Source organism: Phaeobacter italicus, from assembly GCF_019801785.1.
GTDB lineage: Bacteria > Pseudomonadota > Alphaproteobacteria > Rhodobacterales > Rhodobacteraceae > Phaeobacter > Phaeobacter italicus.
Map to the genome: position 1 here is coordinate 158,432 of NZ_JAHVIJ010000004.1, position 17,446 is coordinate 175,877.

Here is a 17,446-nt window from a genome sequence, read left to right on the forward strand (position 1 = left end):
TAAACCGGCAATTTCAGCCAGTCAGTCGAGTCATTTTTGTAAGAGAGAAGTGGTGGCGTGGGGGAGACTCGAACTCCCGACCTAACGATTATGAGTCGTTCGCTCTAACCAACTGAGCTACCGCGCCGTTGGGGGCGAATTACGCCAGCCACAGTCCAGCGTCAAGGCAGAAATGTCATAAAAATGCAGAGATCCACAGGATAATGCAGATTTTTTCGACCACCCACCAATTGCCCCAAAGTCAGCGCCCCATGTGATGAACTGCAACGCGCTTTCAATGGCGCCTGGCAACAAAAAACCCCGATACGCAACACGTATCGGGGTCCTTGCAATTGCGACTGCTGCTCAGGCGCAGCAGAAATCAGAAGCGCGGATCTGCGTCGTCGTCCTCATCATCGTCGCCACCACCTGCAGGCAGGTTGAAGAAGCTGTCCGCATCGCGAACGGTGTCTTCCTCATCGGTGCTCGACTTGTCGCCACCACCAAGAGTGAAGGTCTCCAGCCCCTCGATCGCGGTCGGAATGCGCGGCTCTGCGTCCATCTCCAGCGACTGTTCGGTGGACACCAGCTTGCGGCGTTCATCATCGCTCATGACACCGCCTTCAGCGGCTTTCTTGGCAGCGGCCTTTTGCACGGCAGCATCCAGTTCGGACTGTTTGCACAGACCCAGAGCAACCGGATCAATCGGCTGGATGTTTGCGATGTTCCAGTGGGTCCGCTCGCGGATCGCCTGAATGGTCGGCTTGGTGGTGCCCACCAGTTTGGAGATCTGGCCGTCCGACAGTTCTGGGTGGAATTTGACCAGCCAGTAGATCGACGCAGGACGGTCCTGACGCTTGGACAGCGGGGTGTAACGCGGGCCACGGCGTTTTTCCTCGCCTGCGGCAGCAGGGTTGAACTTCAGCTTCAGTTTGTGAAGCGGGTTGGCCTCTGCCTTGTCGATCTCTTCCTGGGTCAGCTGGTTGTTTGCAACCGGGTCAAAGCCCTTCACACCAACAGCCACTTCACCATCAGCAATGCCTTGGATTTCCAGCTCGTGCATGCCCACAAAATCGGCGATCTGTTTGAAGCTGATCGTGGTATTGTCCACCAGCCACACGGCGGTAGCCTTGGCCATCAACGGTTTTGCCATGTGCTCATCTCCTTAAAACACTCAAACCCCCGGATACATCTTTCCCGTCGCCTGAAAGAGGCTTCCCCGGTGTGGGGCGGTTTCCGTTGTCGGGGAACTTCAGTCCTATATAGTCGCGTTGTTTCTATAAGGAAAGAGGCGAATGCGCAGGATGATCCGGGCCCTCATGGCCGCCTTTCTCACGGCTGTCACCGCCACCCATGCCACAACGGCCCAAGCCGAAGGCGAGCGGGCGGGGGTTTTCGACTACTACGTTCTCGCCCTCAGCTGGTCACCAAACTGGTGCGCTGTTGAAGGGGATGCAAAGGGCTCTGATCAATGTGACCCCCGCCACGATCATGGCTGGATCCTGCACGGTCTCTGGCCGCAGTTCCACCGAGGCTGGCCCAGCTACTGCCGCACGCCAGAAGCCCCGCCAAGCCGCCGCCAAACTGCGGAAATGGCTGATATCATGGGCACATCCGGGCTCGCCTGGCATCAATGGAAGAAACATGGCACCTGTTCAGGCCTGTCAGCCAATGACTATTTCGCGCTGTCACGACAAGCCTATGATCAGATCAACAGACCGCAGATCTTTCGCAAACTGACGCAGGAGATCACCCTGCCCGCCAGCTTGGTCGAACAGGCGTTCCTGAAGGAAAACGAAACCCTCGCGCCTGATACGCTGACGATCACCTGCCGGGATGGCCACATACAGGAAGCCCGCATTTGCCTGTCGCGCGATCTTAGGCCGGTGCCCTGTGGCCGTGATGTCATCAAGGACTGCCAGATGAAGAACGCGGTCTTTGCTCCCATCCGCTGAGGTCGGGCCAACCCTGGTCTCACCAACGTGTCACGCCTGTGTGACACGCAAGTGACCGCAGTTGCGATGGTTTTGTGGTAGACTGATCTCACGCACCGATCTCGGTCGCCACAGATCTGGCCTCTCCAGGCGGTGTGAAACCGCTGTTGTCGGGAGGATAGGATCATGGAACGTACAATCGGAAATCCCATCAGCTGGCTTGCCAAACACCTCGGGCAAACCGGCGCACATATGTCAAACTCGGTAGATCATCTGGGCAGTGATCGGGCGACCGAAACACCAAAAGTTCAGCAGTTGGACATGTCAGATCTCAGCGCGGCACTGCGCGCAGGCTGGCAGGATTTCAGCGCGTGCCGCTCTGATGCGATGGCGCTGGTGTTTCTCTATCCGCTTATCGGATTGGCGATGGTCGTGCTCAGCCTGTCGATGGATCTTCTGCCGCTGATCTTTCCCTTGGTGATGGGCTTTGCCCTGATCGGTCCGGTAGCCGCGGTTGCGTTTTATGAGATGTCAGCGCGCCGCGAAGCCGGATTCAAACCGCGCTGGATGGATGCGTTCTCGGTCCTGCGCTCTCCTGCATTTCTTTCAATTGTCATGCTGGGTCTTTACCTGGCGGCTCTGTTCATTCTCTGGCTGATGTTTGCAGCGGCCATCTACAACCGCACCCTGGGGCCAGAACCGCCAAGCTCCCTGATGGCCTTTGCCCGCGATGCTCTGATGACAGGACCGGGCTGGGCCATGATCCTGATCGGCTCTACTGTGGGTGCGCTTTTTGCATTTGCTGCGCTGGCGGTCAGTCTCGTGTCGTTTCCATTGCTTTTGGATCGGCACACCGGTTTGCCCGTCGCTGTTGCGACCTCCCTTCGGGTAGTCCGCAGGAACCCGATGGTAACGCTTGCCTGGGGGGTGATTGTGGGGGCTCTGCTGCTGATTGGCGCCCTGCCCATGTTTGCCGGTATGATCGTGGTCATACCGCTGCTCGGCCACGCGACCTGGCACCTTTACAGGCGTGCAGTCGCGTAACCCACAATTCGCTGCTGTTGGCGGGGCTCAGGCCTCGCCACCAACCTCCAGAACGATCTTGCCGATGTGGGTCGAGCCTTCCATCCGCGCATGGGCTGCCGCCGCATCGGCCAGCGCAAAGGTCTGATCCATCACCGGGGCAACCGTGCCTGCCTCAATCAGGGGCCAAACCACCTCTCGCAGATCCTGCGCAATCCGTGCCTTGGCCAGATCGCTCTGCGGACGCAGGGTGGATCCGGTCACGGTCAACCGCCGCGCCATGATCTGAGCAAAGTTCAACTCGGCCTTGGGGCCGGACAGAAACGCGATGTGAACCATCCGCCCATCGTCTGCCAAGGCGCGGATATTGCGGGGAATGTACTCCCCGCCCACCATATCGAGAATCAGATCCGCACCGCCCTCGCCTTTCATCACCTCGACGAAATCTTCGGTGCGGTAGTTGATTGCCCTCTCTGCCCCAAGCGACAGACAGGCGGCGCATTTCTCGTCAGAGCCTGCCGTCGTGAAAACACGCGCCCCAAGGGTCGACGCAAGCTGAATTGCGGTCGTGCCGATCCCGGACGACCCACCATGCACGAGAAAGCGCTCTCCGGCCTTCAGCCCACCGCGGGTAAAAACGTTGGACCACACGGTAAAGAAAGTCTCGGGAAGGCAGGCCGCTTGTTTCATCGACAGGCCCGCAGGAACAGGCAGACAATGTGCAGCCGGGGTGGCGACGTATTCCGCATAGCCCCCACCGGGCAAAAGGGCACAAACCGCATCCCCCAGCGCAAGGCCGCTCACACCGGGCCCGATTGCAACCACCACGCCAGACGCTTCCAGTCCGGGCAGGTCACTGGCGGTGGGAGGCGGCGCGTATTTGCCTGCACGCTGCAACGCGTCAGGTCGGTTCACACCGGCATAAGCCACCTTGAGGACAACCTGACCATGCGCTGGTGCCGGGATTGGTCGGTCACATTCCCGCAGGACATCCGGCCCACCGGGCTCGCTGATTTCGATCGCCCGCATCATGTCACTCATAGGTCCGTCCTCCTCGTCCTGCTGTGCGTCGTGCCTAACATCCACCCCCGCCTGCGCAAACAGCAAAGGCGCCCCCAGCGGGACGCCCTTTCGTCACATCAGCGTAAATTCGTACCCGGACTCAGGTGCGCGGTCCGACAGATCCGGGCAGGTCATCCCGCGCTTCGGGGGCGCGAATTTGCTGTGCCAACCAGTTCGGCCCAACCATCAGGGGTTTCAGCAGCGGATTGGACTGCACCTTGGCCTTCAGCTTTTCGAACTGCATCACATTGTCGATGCGCCGGTCCAGGAACTCCCAGGTGGCCTGATGGTAAAGGCTGTCATCCCCCAGCCAATACAGAACAGTCGCCGAATACACCCCCGAAAGCGTGCCTCGCTTGGTGTACCAGTTTATGTCCTCAGATGAATCGCCAAGCGCCGTCCAGATGGCGTCGACTGTTCCCCAGACCAGCTTCACGCCATCGCCAGCATATTGTGGCAGGGAAAACAGCGTCGTGCCCCGTCGCACCGCTTCCTTGTCGTCGATGACTTCCAGCCGCAGCTGAACGGCGCGGGCGATCTTGTCGCGAAAGCGCAAGCCGGTCATGTCCTCGGCGGCCAGCTGCTCCAACATCAACGCATCGCCGCGTTTGTGATAGGCCACGGCGAGATCAACCGCGCCCCGGGGGCAGATGGCATCAGCCACAATCCGGTCAACGCCTGCATCCGACACCGCAGCTGCAAACGTCGCATCACTCCATCCATCAAACGGAACATGCATGAGAGCGGCATCCAAAAGCTGGTTCACCACGTTATCAGCGGCGGGGGCGGTATCATGCTTTAGGGTCATCTCAATGCCTTCCGGTTTTTAGGATCTCATAACGCAAATTTCCGGCCGGAACAGCAGGCCAAACGCCTCAGGACCGGACACTGGACAAACTAGTGCAGGCTTGCTATATGGCCACCTCCTGCAAATCCTTGCAACTCAACTTAGAAAGGTGGTGAAAACCACATGCAGGTTAGTGTTCGCGACAACAACGTCGATCAGGCGCTTCGTGCCCTGAAGAAAAAGCTGCAGCGCGAAGGCGTCTTCCGCGAAATGAAGCTGAAGCAACATTTCGAGAAGCCGTCCGAGAAAAAAGCGCGTGAGAAAGCTGAAGCGATTCGCCGTGCCCGTAAACTGGCACGTAAGAAAGCACAGCGCGAAGGCCTCCTCTGAGCCCTTCGATCCGCTTTTTCGGATACATTTGACGACCCCCGAGGCCCAGCCGCGGGGGTTTGTCGTTTTTGGGCTAGCCAGATATGGGGAGGCCCCTTCGATTTCCACGACGGAAGCCGGAATTTTATCGAAAATAATAGCCTTGCCTCATGTTCATCCGGTCGAATTACGCTAAACTCTTAGTCGAGCGGGCAGGCTGACGCGTTTCCCCAGCACTGCCCGTCCCGTCGGACCTGGAACACCCGGCGGTGTAACCCGGAGTTGGCAGCGTCTCCCCCCCATCAGGCGCTTGTCTTACCCCCTAATGACCAAGACATTTTGCCGCTCCGGGTTTTTTACCCTCCCGTTTTTTCCGACAGTTCCCTGACACTCCGCCCAGCACCCACACATGACAAAGCGACCCGCAAGGCGGATCGCTTCTCTTTCGCATCCCGCGCCTGACACCATCGCTGCGATGCGTCAGGCCTGGCGCGCCATGTCAGCCCAGCTCAGTAGATCTTGGGCACATACAGATCATCAGGCAGAACCCGCCGCTCGTAGTCGGGATTGTAATTCCGGTCAGGCAGGGACACGCGCTCGCTGGGGACGTCTTCGTATGGGATCTTGGTCAGAAGATGCTCGATGCAGTTCAGCCGTTCGCGCTTTTTGTCGTTGCCTTCGACAATATACCACGGCGCCTCCGGAATATTGGTGCGCTCGAACATGTCTTCCTTGGCTTTGGTGTACTGCTCCCAGCGGATCCGGCTCTCCAGATCCATGGGGGAGAGCTTCCACTGCTTCATGGGATCATGGATCCGCATCATGAACCGCAGCTGCTGTTCTTCATCAGTGATCGAGAACCAGTATTTCAACAAGATGATGCCCGACCGCACCAGCATGCGTTCAAATTCCGGAACGTCCTGAAAGAACTGTTCGACCTGATCGTCACTGGCAAACCCCATGACCCGCTCGACCCCCGCGCGGTTGTACCAGGACCGGTCAAAGAGAACGATTTCACCAGCCGCTGGCAGATGCGGCACATAGCGCTGAAAATACCACTGGCTTTGTTCCCGCCGACTGGGGGCAGGCAGGGCCACGACACGGGCAACCCGCGGATTGAGCCGCTGCGTGATCCGCTTGATCACGCCCCCCTTGCCTGCGCTGTCACGCCCCTCAAACAGGATACAAACCTTCGCACCTGTGTGCTGCACCCAGTCCTGCACCTTGATCAGTTCCGCCTGCAGCCTCAGGAGGTTGCGGAAATAGACCTTGCGGTCCAGCATCTCCGGATGCTGCGATCGATAGATCTTGCGCAGCTCCATCGAGAGCATCGGCTCGGCAAACTCGATTTCAAAATCTTCATCAAGCGTGTCCTGAAGCTCTGCATCCAACCAATCAAAGGCATCAAGGTCATTGTCGCTGGTCACGCTGGGGCTCCTTCAAAGTCATCTCTTGGAACGCCGCCCTAACAGTCGGATGTGATCGTTTCATGTCACGACACGCAAAAGGCAGACGAAGCACGAAACTCTCCGAAATCGCCTGGGCTCGACCTGGGATAGCGTTGGCCGACTGACATCAGTCGGGTCCACTTCAGGGAATCGGATATCCGGGACAGACGCAAGGGGACAAAACGCGCCGGACCATCAAATGGCGCTGATCTGCCTGCAATTTATCCTCGCCCCAGCCCTTTGGCACTCTCTGCGCTAGCCGGCCGCAGCCTCCGCAAGGATCAAGTCAGCGGCTTTTTCCGCGATCATGATGGTGGGGGCGTTGGTGTTGCCGCTGGGAATGGTCGGCATCACGCTGGCATCCGCCACCCGCAGCCCCGCCACCCCTCGCAACCGCAGCGCGCCATCCAACGGCGCATCGTCATCCACGCCCATACGAACCGTACAGGTGGGATGAAAAATCGTCGTCCCCACATCACCCGCGGCCTGAACCAGATCCTCGACGCTATCACCAACCCCAAGGCCGGGCTTGATCTCCTGCGGGGCATATCGCTGCATCGCACCTTTGGACATGATCGCACGCGCCTGCCGGATCGCTGCGACAGCCACCTGCCGGTCGCCCTCGGTAGAGAGATAGTTTGGCGCGATACGCGGCGCCCGCATCGGGTCGGCACTGGTGATTGCAACCTCACCCCTGCTTTCGGGGCGCAGATTGCAGACGCTGGCGGTTAGACCCGGAAAATCGTGCAAAGGCTGGCCAAAGGCCTCCAGTGTCAGGGGCTGAACGTGATATTCCAGATCCGGGGTCGCCAGATCCGGACGGGAGCGGGAAAACGCCCCCAGCTGACTGGGGGCCATGGACATCGGGCCCGACCGTCGCAGCGCATATTCAGCCGCGATCTTGGCCTTTCCGATGATCGAGTTTGCCAGGGTGTTCAACGTCTGCGCCCCCTCCAGACGCCAGGCGCACCGTAGCTGCAGATGGTCCTGCAGGTTCTGCCCGATCTGGGGCATATCCCGCAGCACCTCAATTCCGAGGCCGCGCAACAGGTCAGCCGGACCAAACCCAGACAATTGCAGGATCTGAGGGCTGTTGATGGCCCCGGCCGAAAGAATGACCTCGCCCCGGCTCCGGGCGGTCTTGATCTCTCCACCTTGCATGTATTCGACACCGACGGCCCGGCCGTTCTCTACCAGAATGCGCCGGGTATGTGCGCCGGTCTCGACTTTCAGGTTCTCCCCCGTTGCCGTGCGCAAAAACGCCTTTGCGGTATTCATCCGCCAGCCCGCACGCTGGTTGACCCGGAAATAGCCAACCCCCTCGTTGTTGCCGGTGTTAAAGTCCGTAACCTTGGGCAGCCCCCATTCTGCGGCGGCCTCCATCCAGTGGTCCAGCACGTCCCAATGCAGGCGCTGGTTCTCAACCCGCCACTCGCCGCCCGCCCCATGCATGTCGGACGGGCCATCAACATAATCTTCGGATTTCTTGAAATAGGGCAGCACATCATCCCAGCCCCAGCCGACAAGCCCACGCTGCCGCCAGCCATCGTAGTCGGCCGCCTGTCCGCGCAAATAAAGCATACCGTTGATCGAAGAACATCCACCCAGCACCTTGCCACGGGGATAGATCAATGCTCTGCCGTTCAGGCCTGCCTCCACTTCGGTTCGGTACATCCAGTCTGTGCGGGGATTGTTGATGCAGTAAAGATACCCCATCGGGATATGCACCCAATGGTAATTGTCCTTCCCACCTGCCTCAAGGATGAGCACCCGCTGCCCGGCCGCGCTCAGCCGGTTTGCCAGAACACAGCCCGCGCTGCCTGCACCAACGATGATATAATCCCAGTCCATCTGCCCCCCGACCGCAGCTGTATCAGCCGCCCTCTTCCCTTTTGCGGCAGTCTTTCCCAGATCAACGGGTCAGGCAAGCACGACAGAGGTCGCAGAAGGTCGCAGTGCGCTCGACCCGTCAGACCGGCAGGGCTGTCGTCTTGAACACGGTGCGCAGCGCAAAGCTCGACTGCATCTGTGCGACCCCCGGCAGTCGGGCCAGATGCTGGCGGTGGATACGGGCGAAATCTTCGGTGTTCTCTGCCACCACCTTCAGGATGTAATCCGCCGTCCCCGCCATCAGATGACATTCCAGAACATCCGGGATTCGCGCCACAGCCTTTTCAAAGGCATCCAGAACTTCATCCGCTTGACCAGAGAGGGTGATTTCAACAAAAACCGTGGTTGGCACTGCCATTTTTCGGGCATCCAGCAACGCCACGTAGTCGCGAATATAGCCGTCGGTCTCCAGCCGCTGCACCCGCCGGTGACAGGCCGATGCCGACAGGTTCACCCGTTCGGACAGATCCGCATTCGAAATGCGCCCTTGCTTTTGCAACACCGACAGTATGCGACGATCCGTTTCATCAAGAGACATTTTCGCGAAGATCCTTGCTAGATATAACCTATATACGCGAAGATTCTTCGAAAGACATGTTTTAATTCTGCTCAAAAAAGCAGCACATTTTGTCGCACCTCACTCAGGCTATAGGCAAAGAGTTTGGAGGACTTTTGCAATGAAAATCGGATGCCCCACCGAGATCAAACCCCAGGAATTCCGCGTCGGCATGACGCCTGACGCGGCGCGTGAGGCCGTCAACCACGGTCACTCCGTGCTGATCCAGAAAGGCGCCGGCATGGGCGCTGGCTTCACGGACGAAGACTATGTCGCAGCTGGCGCAGCCATCATCGACACCGCAGAGGAAATTTTTGCCACCGCCGACATGATCGTGAAGGTGAAAGAACCCCAGGCCGTTGAGCGCAAGATGCTGCGCGAAGGTCAGCTGCTGTTTACCTACCTGCACCTGGCCCCCGATCCCGAGCAGACCCACGACCTGCTGGAATCGGGCTGCACCGCCATCGCGTATGAGACCGTAACCGATGACCGTGGCGGCCTGCCCCTGCTGGCCCCGATGTCCGAGGTTGCAGGCCGTCTGGCCCCTCAGGTCGGGGCCTACACTCTGCAAAAGGCCAATGGTGGTCGGGGTGTTCTGATGGGCGGCGTTCCGGGCGTTTCCCCGGCCAAGGTTGTCGTGATCGGTGGCGGTGTTGTCGGCACCCACGCGGCCAAGATTGCAGCTGGCATGGGCGCGGATGTCACCATTCTCGATCGATCCCTGCCCCGTCTGAAGTATCTTGATGATGTCTTTGGCCGCGAGTTCAAGAACCAGTATTCCACCGCCGGTGCCACCGCTGATCTGGTGCGCGAAGCCGATATGGTGATCGGCGCGGTTCTGATCCCCGGCGCAGCCGCACCGAAACTGGTGTCCCGCGCGCAGCTGTCCGAAATGAAACCCGGCGCCGTGCTGGTGGACGTTGCCATCGACCAGGGCGGCTGTTTTGAAACCTCCCGCGCGACCACCCACGCTGATCCGATCTACGACGTTGACGGCATCATGCACTACTGCGTAGCCAACATGCCGGGCGCCGTGGCGCGCACATCGACCCAGGCCCTGGGCAATGCCACCCTGCCCTTCATGCTGGCACTGGCCGACAAGGGCTGGAAGCAGGCCTGCGCAGATGATCCGCACCTGCTGAACGGTCTGAACGTCCACGCGGGCAAGCTGACCTACTTCGCGGTCGGCAAGGCGCTTGGCCTCGACGTTGTTTCTCCTCAGCTGATGATCAAGTAACTCCCTCCCCAAACTTGGCATCAGCCCCGACAAGGCCTCGCATTACGCGGGGCCTTGTTGCATTTGGCCCCCTCAAACAGCCCAGAAAAATACCCTAAAAAATCCCTACCCCTAGACAATCGGTCTAGTGCTCCTATCTTCTCCGCATGAGCAACACGCGTACGCATATCCTCGACACCGGTCGCAAGCTGACAGCACAGCGTGGCTATACTTCTGTTGGCCTGTCCGAACTGCTAGCCACGGCGCAGGTGCCGAAGGGGTCGTTTTACCATTACTTCTCCTCGAAGGAGGATTATGGATGCGCGCTGCTCAGCCACTATGTTGATCAATATCGCAGCGAACTGCGCCAGACGCTGGACAATCCGGCCCTCAGCGGTCGCGATCAGCTGTTGGCCTATTTCACCGCCTGGCAAGACCGGCAACTCTCCGGCCAGGCCGATCAGAAATGCCTGATCGTCAAACTGGGCGCTGAAATCTCCGACCTCTCCGCAGACATGCGCGCCATCCTGCAAACCGGGGTAGAGGCGATCGTCGCCAAGCTCGCAAGCTGCGTCCGCGCGGCACAGTCTGACGGCTCTCTGAACGCAACGGTCGATCCCCAGGCCACCGCCACCACAGTTTACCAAATCTGGCTGGGCGCCAGCCTCATGGCCCATCTGTCACAGGATGACCGCCCCTTCAAAACCGCCATGGCGCAGACCCGCGCCCTGTTGCCCACCAGCTGACCGAAACCGCAGCCTGCCCTCACATTGAGTGCGCACTGCTAAAAAATTTGCCGATCACTAGACGATCGGTCTAACGCCCAAATGCCCCAGGAAAGGAGCACATCATGCCACAATCCGAGACACAGAACCGCCAGTTCGTCCTTGCGGAACGTCCCAAAGGCGAGCCGACAGACAACACCCTGCGCCTTGAAACCACCGAGGTTCCAACCCCCGGCAAGGGCCAGATGCTCCTGCGGAATGAATATCTGTCGCTGGATCCTTACATGCGCGGCCGCATGAGCAGCGCCCCCTCCTATGCGCCGCCCGTCGAGATCGGCGAGGTCATGGTCGGCGGCACCGTCGCACAGGTGGTCTCCTCCGATGTTCAGGGCTATGAAGCGGGCGATTGGGTCGTCGCCTTTGGCGGTTGGCAGGACTACACGCTGTCGGATGGCACCGGTGTGATCAACATGGGCAAGTCGCCGCAAAACCCGTCCTGGGCGCTTGGTGTTCTGGGGATGCCAGGGCTGACAGCCTGGGCAGGTCTCACCCAGATCGGCCAGCCCAAAGAAGGCGAAACACTGGTCTTGGCCGGTGCCAGCGGCCCGGTCGGGGCAACGGTCGGCCAGATCGGCAAGATCCTCGGCCTGAAGGTCGTCGGCATCGCCGGCGGATCCGAGAAATGCCAGCATGTGGTCGACACCTTGGGATTTGACGCCTGCATCGACTACAAGGCGGACAGCTTCGCAGATGATCTCGCCAAGGCGGTTCCGGATGGCATCGACATCTACTTTGAAAACGTCGGCGGGGCTGTCTTCGACGCCGTGATGCCGCTCTTGAACCCCTCTGCCCGCATCCCCCTCTGTGGCCTGATTTCACAGTACAACGCCACTGCCCTGCCCGAAGGCCCCGACCGGATGAACTATCTGATGGGCCAGCTCTTGCGCAAACGCATCACCATGCGCGGCTTTATCGTGTTTGACGATTTCGGCCATCTCTACCCGGAGTTCGCCAAGCAGATGACCGGCTGGGTGCAGGAGGGCAAAGTCAAATACCGCGAAGAAATGATCGAAGGTCTGGAACAAGCCCCCGCCGCATTCGTTGGTCTGCTGAGAGGCGAAGCGTTTGGCAAACGCGTCATCCACCTCGCCGACTAACTGACACAGAACAAGGAGACCAAAGATGAAAATCCTGATGGTTCTCACCTCGCACGACAAACTGGGTGATACCGGCGAAAAAACCGGCTTCTGGCTGGAAGAGTTCGCAGCCCCCTACTACGTGCTGAAAGATGCCGGCGCCGACATCACATTGGCATCCCCCAAAGGGGGGCAGCCGCCGCTCGATCCCAAGAGTGATGATGAAAGCGCGCAAACCGATGCGACCCGCCGTTTCAAGGACGACGCAGCCGCACAGGGTGCGCTGGCCAACACCAAGGTGCTGGCAGAGGTCAAGGACGATGGCTATGACGCGGTATTCTACCCCGGCGGCCACGGCCCGCTGTGGGACCTGGCAGAGGACGCCGACAGCCGCCGCCTGATCGAGGCCTTCGCACATAGCGACCGCCCCGTCGGTGCTGTGTGTCATGCCCCAGCCGTGTTCCGCCACACCAAGGACGCAGATGGCGCGCCATTGGTGCAGGGCAAACGCGTGACCGGTTTCTCCAACAGCGAAGAAGATGGCGTCGGCCTGACCGATGTGGTCCCCTTCCTGGTTGAGGACATGCTGGCCCAGAACGGCGCGACCTACGAAAAAGGGGATGACTGGGCCTCATTTGTCGTCACCGACGGCAAGCTGGTCACCGGCCAGAACCCCGCCTCATCAGAAGAAGCCGCCAAACAGCTGCTCGCCCTGCTCTGAGGCACCCAGCTGAATTCGAAATAAGAAAGGCCGCCCAGCAGGAATGCGGGCGGCCTTTTGCATCGGCATATGACGTCGCGATCAGATCGCTTCCTTCATGCTTTCTTCCAGATAGATCTCGCGCAGGCGCTTGGCGATCGGGCCCGGTGTCCCATCCCCCAGTGCCACGCCATCAATCTCCACCACCGGCATGACAAAGGCACTGGCCGAGGTGGTGAACGCCTCATCTGCGGCCTTGGCTTCCTCGATGGTGAACAGGCGCTCTTCCACTTTCAGCTGGGCTTCCTCGGCCATGCGCAGAACCGCCTTGCGGGTGATGCCATGCAGAATGTCATTGGACAGCGGGCGGGTAACAATCACACCGTCTTTCACGAAATAGGCGTTGTTCGATGTGCCTTCGGTCACGTGACCATCTTCGATCATCCAGGCATCATCGGCCCCGGCCTTCTTGGCCATCATCTTGCCCATCGACGGATAGAGGAGCTGCACTGTCTTGATGTCACGACGGCCCCAGCGGATGTCCTCGATAGAGATGATCTTGGCGCCTTTCTTGGCCGCCGGGCTGTCGGCCAGACCGGGTTTGTTCTGGGTAAACAGAACCAGTGTCGGCTTGGTGTCCTCCGACGGAAACACAAAATCCCGATCCCCGTCAGAGCCACGGCTGACCTGCAGATACACCAGGCCCTCGTCGATACCGTTCAGCTCAACCAGCTTGCGGTGGATCTCCAGCAGCTCTTCCTTGCTGCAGGGCTCCGCCATCTCCAGCTCGTCCAGCGACCGCTTCAGGCGCACGGCATGACCTTCGAAATCAATCAGCTTGCCGCCCAGCACCGACGTCACCTCATAAACCGCATCCGCCATCAAGAAGCCGCGATCAAAGATAGAGACCTTGGCTTCGGTCTCGGGCAGGTATTCGCCATTTACGTAAACGGTACGGGTCATCTGTGGTTCCTTATCCATCCGGGCTCAGCCGGGGTTGGTCTCTGGCAGGGCCAGAAAAATCTATGCGCATCCCATCAGCCGGACGCCAACCGCCTGCCTTATCCCCAGAGCGCAGCCTGAGGCGGGTGCACGCCCTTGTCATCGAATTCAAGCGGCGTATCGCGGTCTTCGGCCAACAGAAGCGGTCCGTCAAGGTCTGTGACAACGGCGCCCTGTGCCACCAGTGTCGCAGGCGCCATCGCAAGCGAGGATCCAACCATACAGCCAACCATCACCTCAAAGCCGCGCGCCAGCGCCGCCTCGCGCAGCTTCAGCGCCTCGGTCAGGCCACCGGTCTTGTCCAGTTTGATGTTGATGACGTCATATTTCCCATCCAGCGACGAAAGGCTCTCGCGGTCATGACAGCTTTCATCCGCACAGACGGGCACCGGGCGGTCCATCCCGATCAGGGCATCATCTTCGCCAGCAGGCAGCGGCTGCTCGACCAGAGCCACCCCCAACCGCACCAGATGCGGCGCCAGATCAGCGTAAACCTCGGCGCTCCAGCCTTCGTTGGCATCCACAATGATCCGCGCATCGGGTGCACCGGCCCGCACCGCTTCAAGCCGCGCCATGTCATCTGCCGTGCCCAGCTTGATCTTCAACAACGGGCGATGGGCATTCTTCGCCGCCTGCGCCTGCATGTTCTCGGGGCTGTCCAGCGACAGCGTATAGGCGGTGATTTCCGGCTCCGGCTCGGGCAGACCCGCCAGCTCCCAGACACGCTTGCCTGCCTGCTTGGCCTCCAGATCCCACATCGCACAATCCACTGCATTGCGCGCAGCACCCGCAGGCAAAAGCGACTGCAGCTCTTCGCGGCTAAAGCTCTCTGGCAGACCTTCGATCTCGGCGGTGACGCTCTCCAGCGTCTCACCATAGCGCGCATAGGGCACGCATTCGCCCCAGCCCGTGACACCATCCCGCTCGATGCGGACGGTCAGCACCTTGGCTTCGGTGCGCGAGCCGCGGGAAATGGTGAAAACCTGCGCCAGCTTGAATGTATCGGGGGTCACGCTGATCTGCATAGGTCTCTCCAGTGCTGTGGGTCTGTTGTTTTCTGTGGCCGTGAATGACCTTGGCCAAGACGCCCACCGATGCGCGCGCCTGCTTGTCATCTTTCCAAAAATACTCCCGCCGGAGGCACCCGCATGGGCAAGCCCCCCGACGGCAGCTGGGTTAGATCACACCGCGTCCAGCGCGTCCACCAGACGGCCTGCGCCGTGGCGATAGGGGTCAACAGCCGGCAGGCCCATCCGCGCCTCGACCTCGGCCAGATACTTGACCGCGTCTTCCTCGCCCAGGTGCTGGGTGTTGACAGAGATACCGACCACTTTGCAGTCGGGGTTTGCAACCTGCGCCAGACCAAGCGCCGTGTCGCGCAGTTGTTCAAGGCTCGGCAGCTTATAGCCCGGCAGGCCGCGCATGTGCTCGCGGGTCGGTTCATGGCACAGGATCAGCGCATCGGGCTGACCACCGTGAACCAGCGCCATGGTCACACCGGAATAGGACACATGGAACAAGGAGCCCTGACCTTCGATCAGGTCCCAGTGATCGTCATCATTGTCCGGGGTCAGATACTCGATCGAGCCCGCCATGAAATCGGCGATCACAGCATCCAGCGGCACGCCATGGCCGGTGATCAGGATGCCGGTCTGGCCAGTCGCACGGAAAGTCGACTTCATGCCACGCTTCTGCATCTCGGCGTCCATCGCCAATGCCGTGTACATCTTGCCCACCGAACAATCGGTGCCAACCGCCAGACACCGCTTGCCGCTGCGCTTTACGCCATTGGCGATGGGATAGCCGACGGTGGGAACACGCACATCATGCAGGGTGCCGCCGTGGGTCTGGGCAGCCGCCACCAGATCGCCTTCGTCGCGCAGAAGGTTGTGCAGCCCCGACGCCAGATCATAGCCCATCTCAAGCGCCTTGATCAGCACCTCTTTCCACGCGGCGGAAATGACACCGCCCCGGTTCGCCACGCCAATCACCAGCGTCTTGGCACCGGCTTCCTTGGCCTCGGCAAGGCTCATCTCGGTCAGGCCAAGATCCGCACCGCAGCCCGGCAGGCTCAGCTGGCCAACCGCGTGGTCCGGGCGCCAGTCGCGGATGCCGATGGCCACTTTGGCAGCCAGCATGTCGGGCGCATCGCCCAGGAACAGCAGATATGGGGTCTCGATCATGGCGGGTTTCCTTTTCTAACTCACGGGTGAGTTTGTGAGGAATTCATCGCAAGTTCATACCGATTTTGCAGACACGCAGCAGCGACACGCAAGATCTTCCCGTAATTTGCACTTCAAGTCGAAGATTTCTGCGTTAGGTCAGCAGAGGTTCCATTATTATCCTCTTCCAACCACGATTCCGCCTGCAACACCCCCGCCTGTGGCGCACCAAGCACCGCAATAGCCTGCAAGTTGCCGGTTTCTTCCGGTGCATCCTCTTGCCGGCGGCGCACAACAGCAACCGCTGCAACCAGGAAACACAGGGCCGCGAGCGCAATCAGGAACCCCTTTCCGTCAGCAATGCTGACCGTATTTGGCCCAACCAACGTGCCGACAAACTGTCCGACGTTCAAAAGAAACAGCATCGTGCCGCTTGCAGGTACAATCTGCGCCCGGCTCAGCTGGTCGTTGGCATGGGCCGTACAGACCGCATACATCGGCAAACTCGCCCCCGCGAGAACACCAAACCCAACAATAAGCGAGGTCTGCCCTGGCTGCAGCAGCATCCACAGGCTCGCTGCGGCTCCGGCAACCGCCAACCCCAGCAGCACAAGCCGCCGGTCGGTCTTGTCGCTGATCCAGCCCACCGGATATTGCACCAGCGCCCCCACGATCATGGCGACAACCAGCACCCCAGACGCCTGCGCTGCGCTCATCCCCAGGGACAGCGCATAAAGCGGCAGCGAGATGAACCAGACGGCAACCGCAACGGCGCTCAGGAGGTTGCCGACAACGGCCATCGGCGACACCCGGTACAGTTTGCGCACAGGCATCTTGTCCGGCACCTCGTAATCCGGCGCCTTGTTTCCGGACAACAGCAGCGGCACGATTGACAGCGAAATCAGGATCGACACCACGCCAAACAGCAGATTGCCCCCCGGATCCGGAACAGCCACCAACGCCGTGCCGATCGCAGGCCCCGCCATCCAAATCATGAAATAGATCGACAGAATCTGCGCGCGATTGTGGTTTTCCGCCTTCGCCTGCAGCCAGCTCTCGGTGATGACATAAAGACCGGGATAGCAGAACCCCGCCAGGAACCGCATCGCAGACCACGACAGCGGGTCAGATGTCAACAAATGCAGGATCGCTGCAATCGACACCAGCGAGGCCAGCGCCGAAAATGCCCGGATATGGCCCACATTCTCCACCATGCGCGGCGCCGCGGCGGTGCCCACCAGCGCCCCCAACGGATAGGCCGCCTGCATCAACGAGATGGTGAACTCCGAAAACCCCAGCCCAGCGCCCCGGATCGTCAACAATGTCACCAACAGCCCATTGGCGATCATCAGCAGCAACATGCCCAGAAACAGGGCCCAATTTTCAAGAAATGCATGTCTCATACCGGCGTCCTGACAGCGTGGCTGCGCAGGGTCTTGTCTGTTTGCGGCATGCAA

Annotated in this window: 17 protein-coding genes and 1 tRNA gene; 7 read left to right on the forward strand and 11 right to left on the reverse strand. The window is 60.1% G+C overall.

All coding sequences use genetic code 11. The annotated features are described in order from the left end of the window. Positions 1 to 50: 50 nt before the first annotated feature. Positions 51 to 127, reverse strand: a tRNA-Met gene (locus tag KUV39_RS10935). A gap of 234 nt (positions 128 to 361) precedes the next feature. Next, positions 362 to 1,132 (reverse strand): DUF1013 domain-containing protein, encoded by a 771-nt coding sequence (locus KUV39_RS10940; protein ID WP_008559735.1) that lies wholly within the window; start codon positions 1,130 to 1,132, stop codon positions 362 to 364. A gap of 142 nt (positions 1,133 to 1,274) precedes the next feature. On the opposite strand from KUV39_RS10940, the gene KUV39_RS10945 reads away from it, so the two are divergent. Continuing rightward, positions 1,275 to 1,934, forward strand: coding sequence for a ribonuclease T2 family protein (locus KUV39_RS10945; RefSeq protein WP_008561508.1), 660 nt, complete (start codon positions 1,275 to 1,277; stop codon positions 1,932 to 1,934). A gap of 165 nt (positions 1,935 to 2,099) precedes the next feature. After that, a complete protein-coding gene (locus KUV39_RS10950) occupies positions 2,100 to 2,957 on the forward strand; it encodes a DUF2189 domain-containing protein (protein WP_046211829.1) in 858 nt (285 codons plus the stop codon). 27 nt (positions 2,958 to 2,984) lie between these two features. Here KUV39_RS10950 and KUV39_RS10955 read toward each other — a convergent pair whose 3' ends face one another. Then, entirely contained in the window at positions 2,985 to 3,977 is a 993-nt protein-coding gene (locus KUV39_RS10955; protein ID WP_046211828.1) for an NAD(P)H-quinone oxidoreductase, read from the reverse strand. Positions 3,978 to 4,098: 121 nt separating this feature from the next. Next, complete coding sequence (locus KUV39_RS10960) at positions 4,099 to 4,806, reverse strand: COQ9 family protein (protein ID WP_222459783.1); 708 nt, start codon at positions 4,804 to 4,806, stop codon at positions 4,099 to 4,101. Positions 4,807 to 4,968: 162 nt separating this feature from the next. On the opposite strand from KUV39_RS10960, the gene rpsU reads away from it, so the two are divergent. Further along, positions 4,969 to 5,175, forward strand: a complete 207-nt coding sequence (gene rpsU / locus KUV39_RS10965; protein WP_005614280.1) for a 30S ribosomal protein S21 — start codon at positions 4,969 to 4,971, stop codon at positions 5,173 to 5,175. 488 nt (positions 5,176 to 5,663) lie between these two features. On the opposite strand, the gene ppk2 is transcribed toward rpsU, so the two are convergent. The 3 genes from ppk2 to KUV39_RS10980 form a co-directional block, all read right to left on the reverse strand. Beyond that, positions 5,664 to 6,581: a polyphosphate kinase 2 gene (ppk2, locus tag KUV39_RS10970; protein WP_008560785.1), complete on the reverse strand. Its 918-nt coding sequence runs from the start codon at positions 6,579 to 6,581 to the stop codon at positions 5,664 to 5,666. A 276-nt stretch (positions 6,582 to 6,857) separates the two neighbouring features. Then, positions 6,858 to 8,453, reverse strand: coding sequence for a GMC family oxidoreductase (locus KUV39_RS10975; RefSeq protein WP_222459784.1), 1,596 nt, complete (start codon positions 8,451 to 8,453; stop codon positions 6,858 to 6,860). A 118-nt stretch (positions 8,454 to 8,571) separates the two neighbouring features. Beyond that, positions 8,572 to 9,030, reverse strand: a complete 459-nt coding sequence (locus tag KUV39_RS10980) for an Lrp/AsnC family transcriptional regulator (RefSeq protein ID WP_008563173.1) — start codon at positions 9,028 to 9,030, stop codon at positions 8,572 to 8,574. A 139-nt stretch (positions 9,031 to 9,169) separates the two neighbouring features. Here KUV39_RS10980 and ald point away from each other — a divergent pair, with 139 nt between their 5' ends. From ald to KUV39_RS11000, 4 genes are all read left to right on the forward strand, one after another. Further along, positions 9,170 to 10,285 carry an alanine dehydrogenase gene (gene ald / locus KUV39_RS10985; RefSeq protein ID WP_008562844.1) on the forward strand — a complete coding sequence of 372 codons (1,116 nt, stop codon included), beginning with the start codon at positions 9,170 to 9,172 and terminating at the stop codon, positions 10,283 to 10,285. 146 nt (positions 10,286 to 10,431) lie between these two features. Further along, on the forward strand, positions 10,432 to 11,010 hold the full coding sequence (locus tag KUV39_RS10990; RefSeq protein WP_222459785.1) for a TetR/AcrR family transcriptional regulator: 579 nt from the start codon (positions 10,432 to 10,434) through the stop codon (positions 11,008 to 11,010). 104 nt (positions 11,011 to 11,114) lie between these two features. Further along, positions 11,115 to 12,146, forward strand: a complete 1,032-nt coding sequence (locus KUV39_RS10995; RefSeq protein WP_222459786.1) for an NADP-dependent oxidoreductase — start codon at positions 11,115 to 11,117, stop codon at positions 12,144 to 12,146. Between the two features lie 25 nt (positions 12,147 to 12,171). Then, positions 12,172 to 12,846 carry a type 1 glutamine amidotransferase domain-containing protein gene (locus KUV39_RS11000; protein WP_222459787.1) on the forward strand — a complete coding sequence of 225 codons (675 nt, stop codon included), beginning with the start codon at positions 12,172 to 12,174 and terminating at the stop codon, positions 12,844 to 12,846. A gap of 81 nt (positions 12,847 to 12,927) precedes the next feature. Here KUV39_RS11000 and KUV39_RS11005 read toward each other — a convergent pair whose 3' ends face one another. The 4 genes from KUV39_RS11005 to KUV39_RS11020 all read right to left on the reverse strand — a co-directional run bounded on the left by KUV39_RS11005 (position 12,928) and on the right by KUV39_RS11020 (position 17,392). After that, the gene (locus tag KUV39_RS11005; RefSeq protein WP_008559628.1) at positions 12,928 to 13,788 is read right to left on the reverse strand and encodes a D-amino-acid transaminase; all 861 of its coding nucleotides are present in this window, start codon (positions 13,786 to 13,788) and stop codon (positions 12,928 to 12,930) included. A 98-nt stretch (positions 13,789 to 13,886) separates the two neighbouring features. Further along, positions 13,887 to 14,852: an N-acetyl-D-Glu racemase DgcA gene (gene dgcA / locus KUV39_RS11010; RefSeq protein WP_222459788.1), complete on the reverse strand. Its 966-nt coding sequence runs from the start codon at positions 14,850 to 14,852 to the stop codon at positions 13,887 to 13,889. A 156-nt stretch (positions 14,853 to 15,008) separates the two neighbouring features. Next, the gene (gene dgcN / locus KUV39_RS11015) at positions 15,009 to 16,010 is read right to left on the reverse strand and encodes an N-acetyltransferase DgcN (protein WP_046211821.1); all 1,002 of its coding nucleotides are present in this window, start codon (positions 16,008 to 16,010) and stop codon (positions 15,009 to 15,011) included. Positions 16,011 to 16,123: 113 nt separating this feature from the next. Beyond that, a complete protein-coding gene (locus KUV39_RS11020) occupies positions 16,124 to 17,392 on the reverse strand; it encodes an MFS transporter (RefSeq protein WP_008561876.1) in 1,269 nt (422 codons plus the stop codon). Positions 17,393 to 17,446 lie beyond the last annotated feature (54 nt).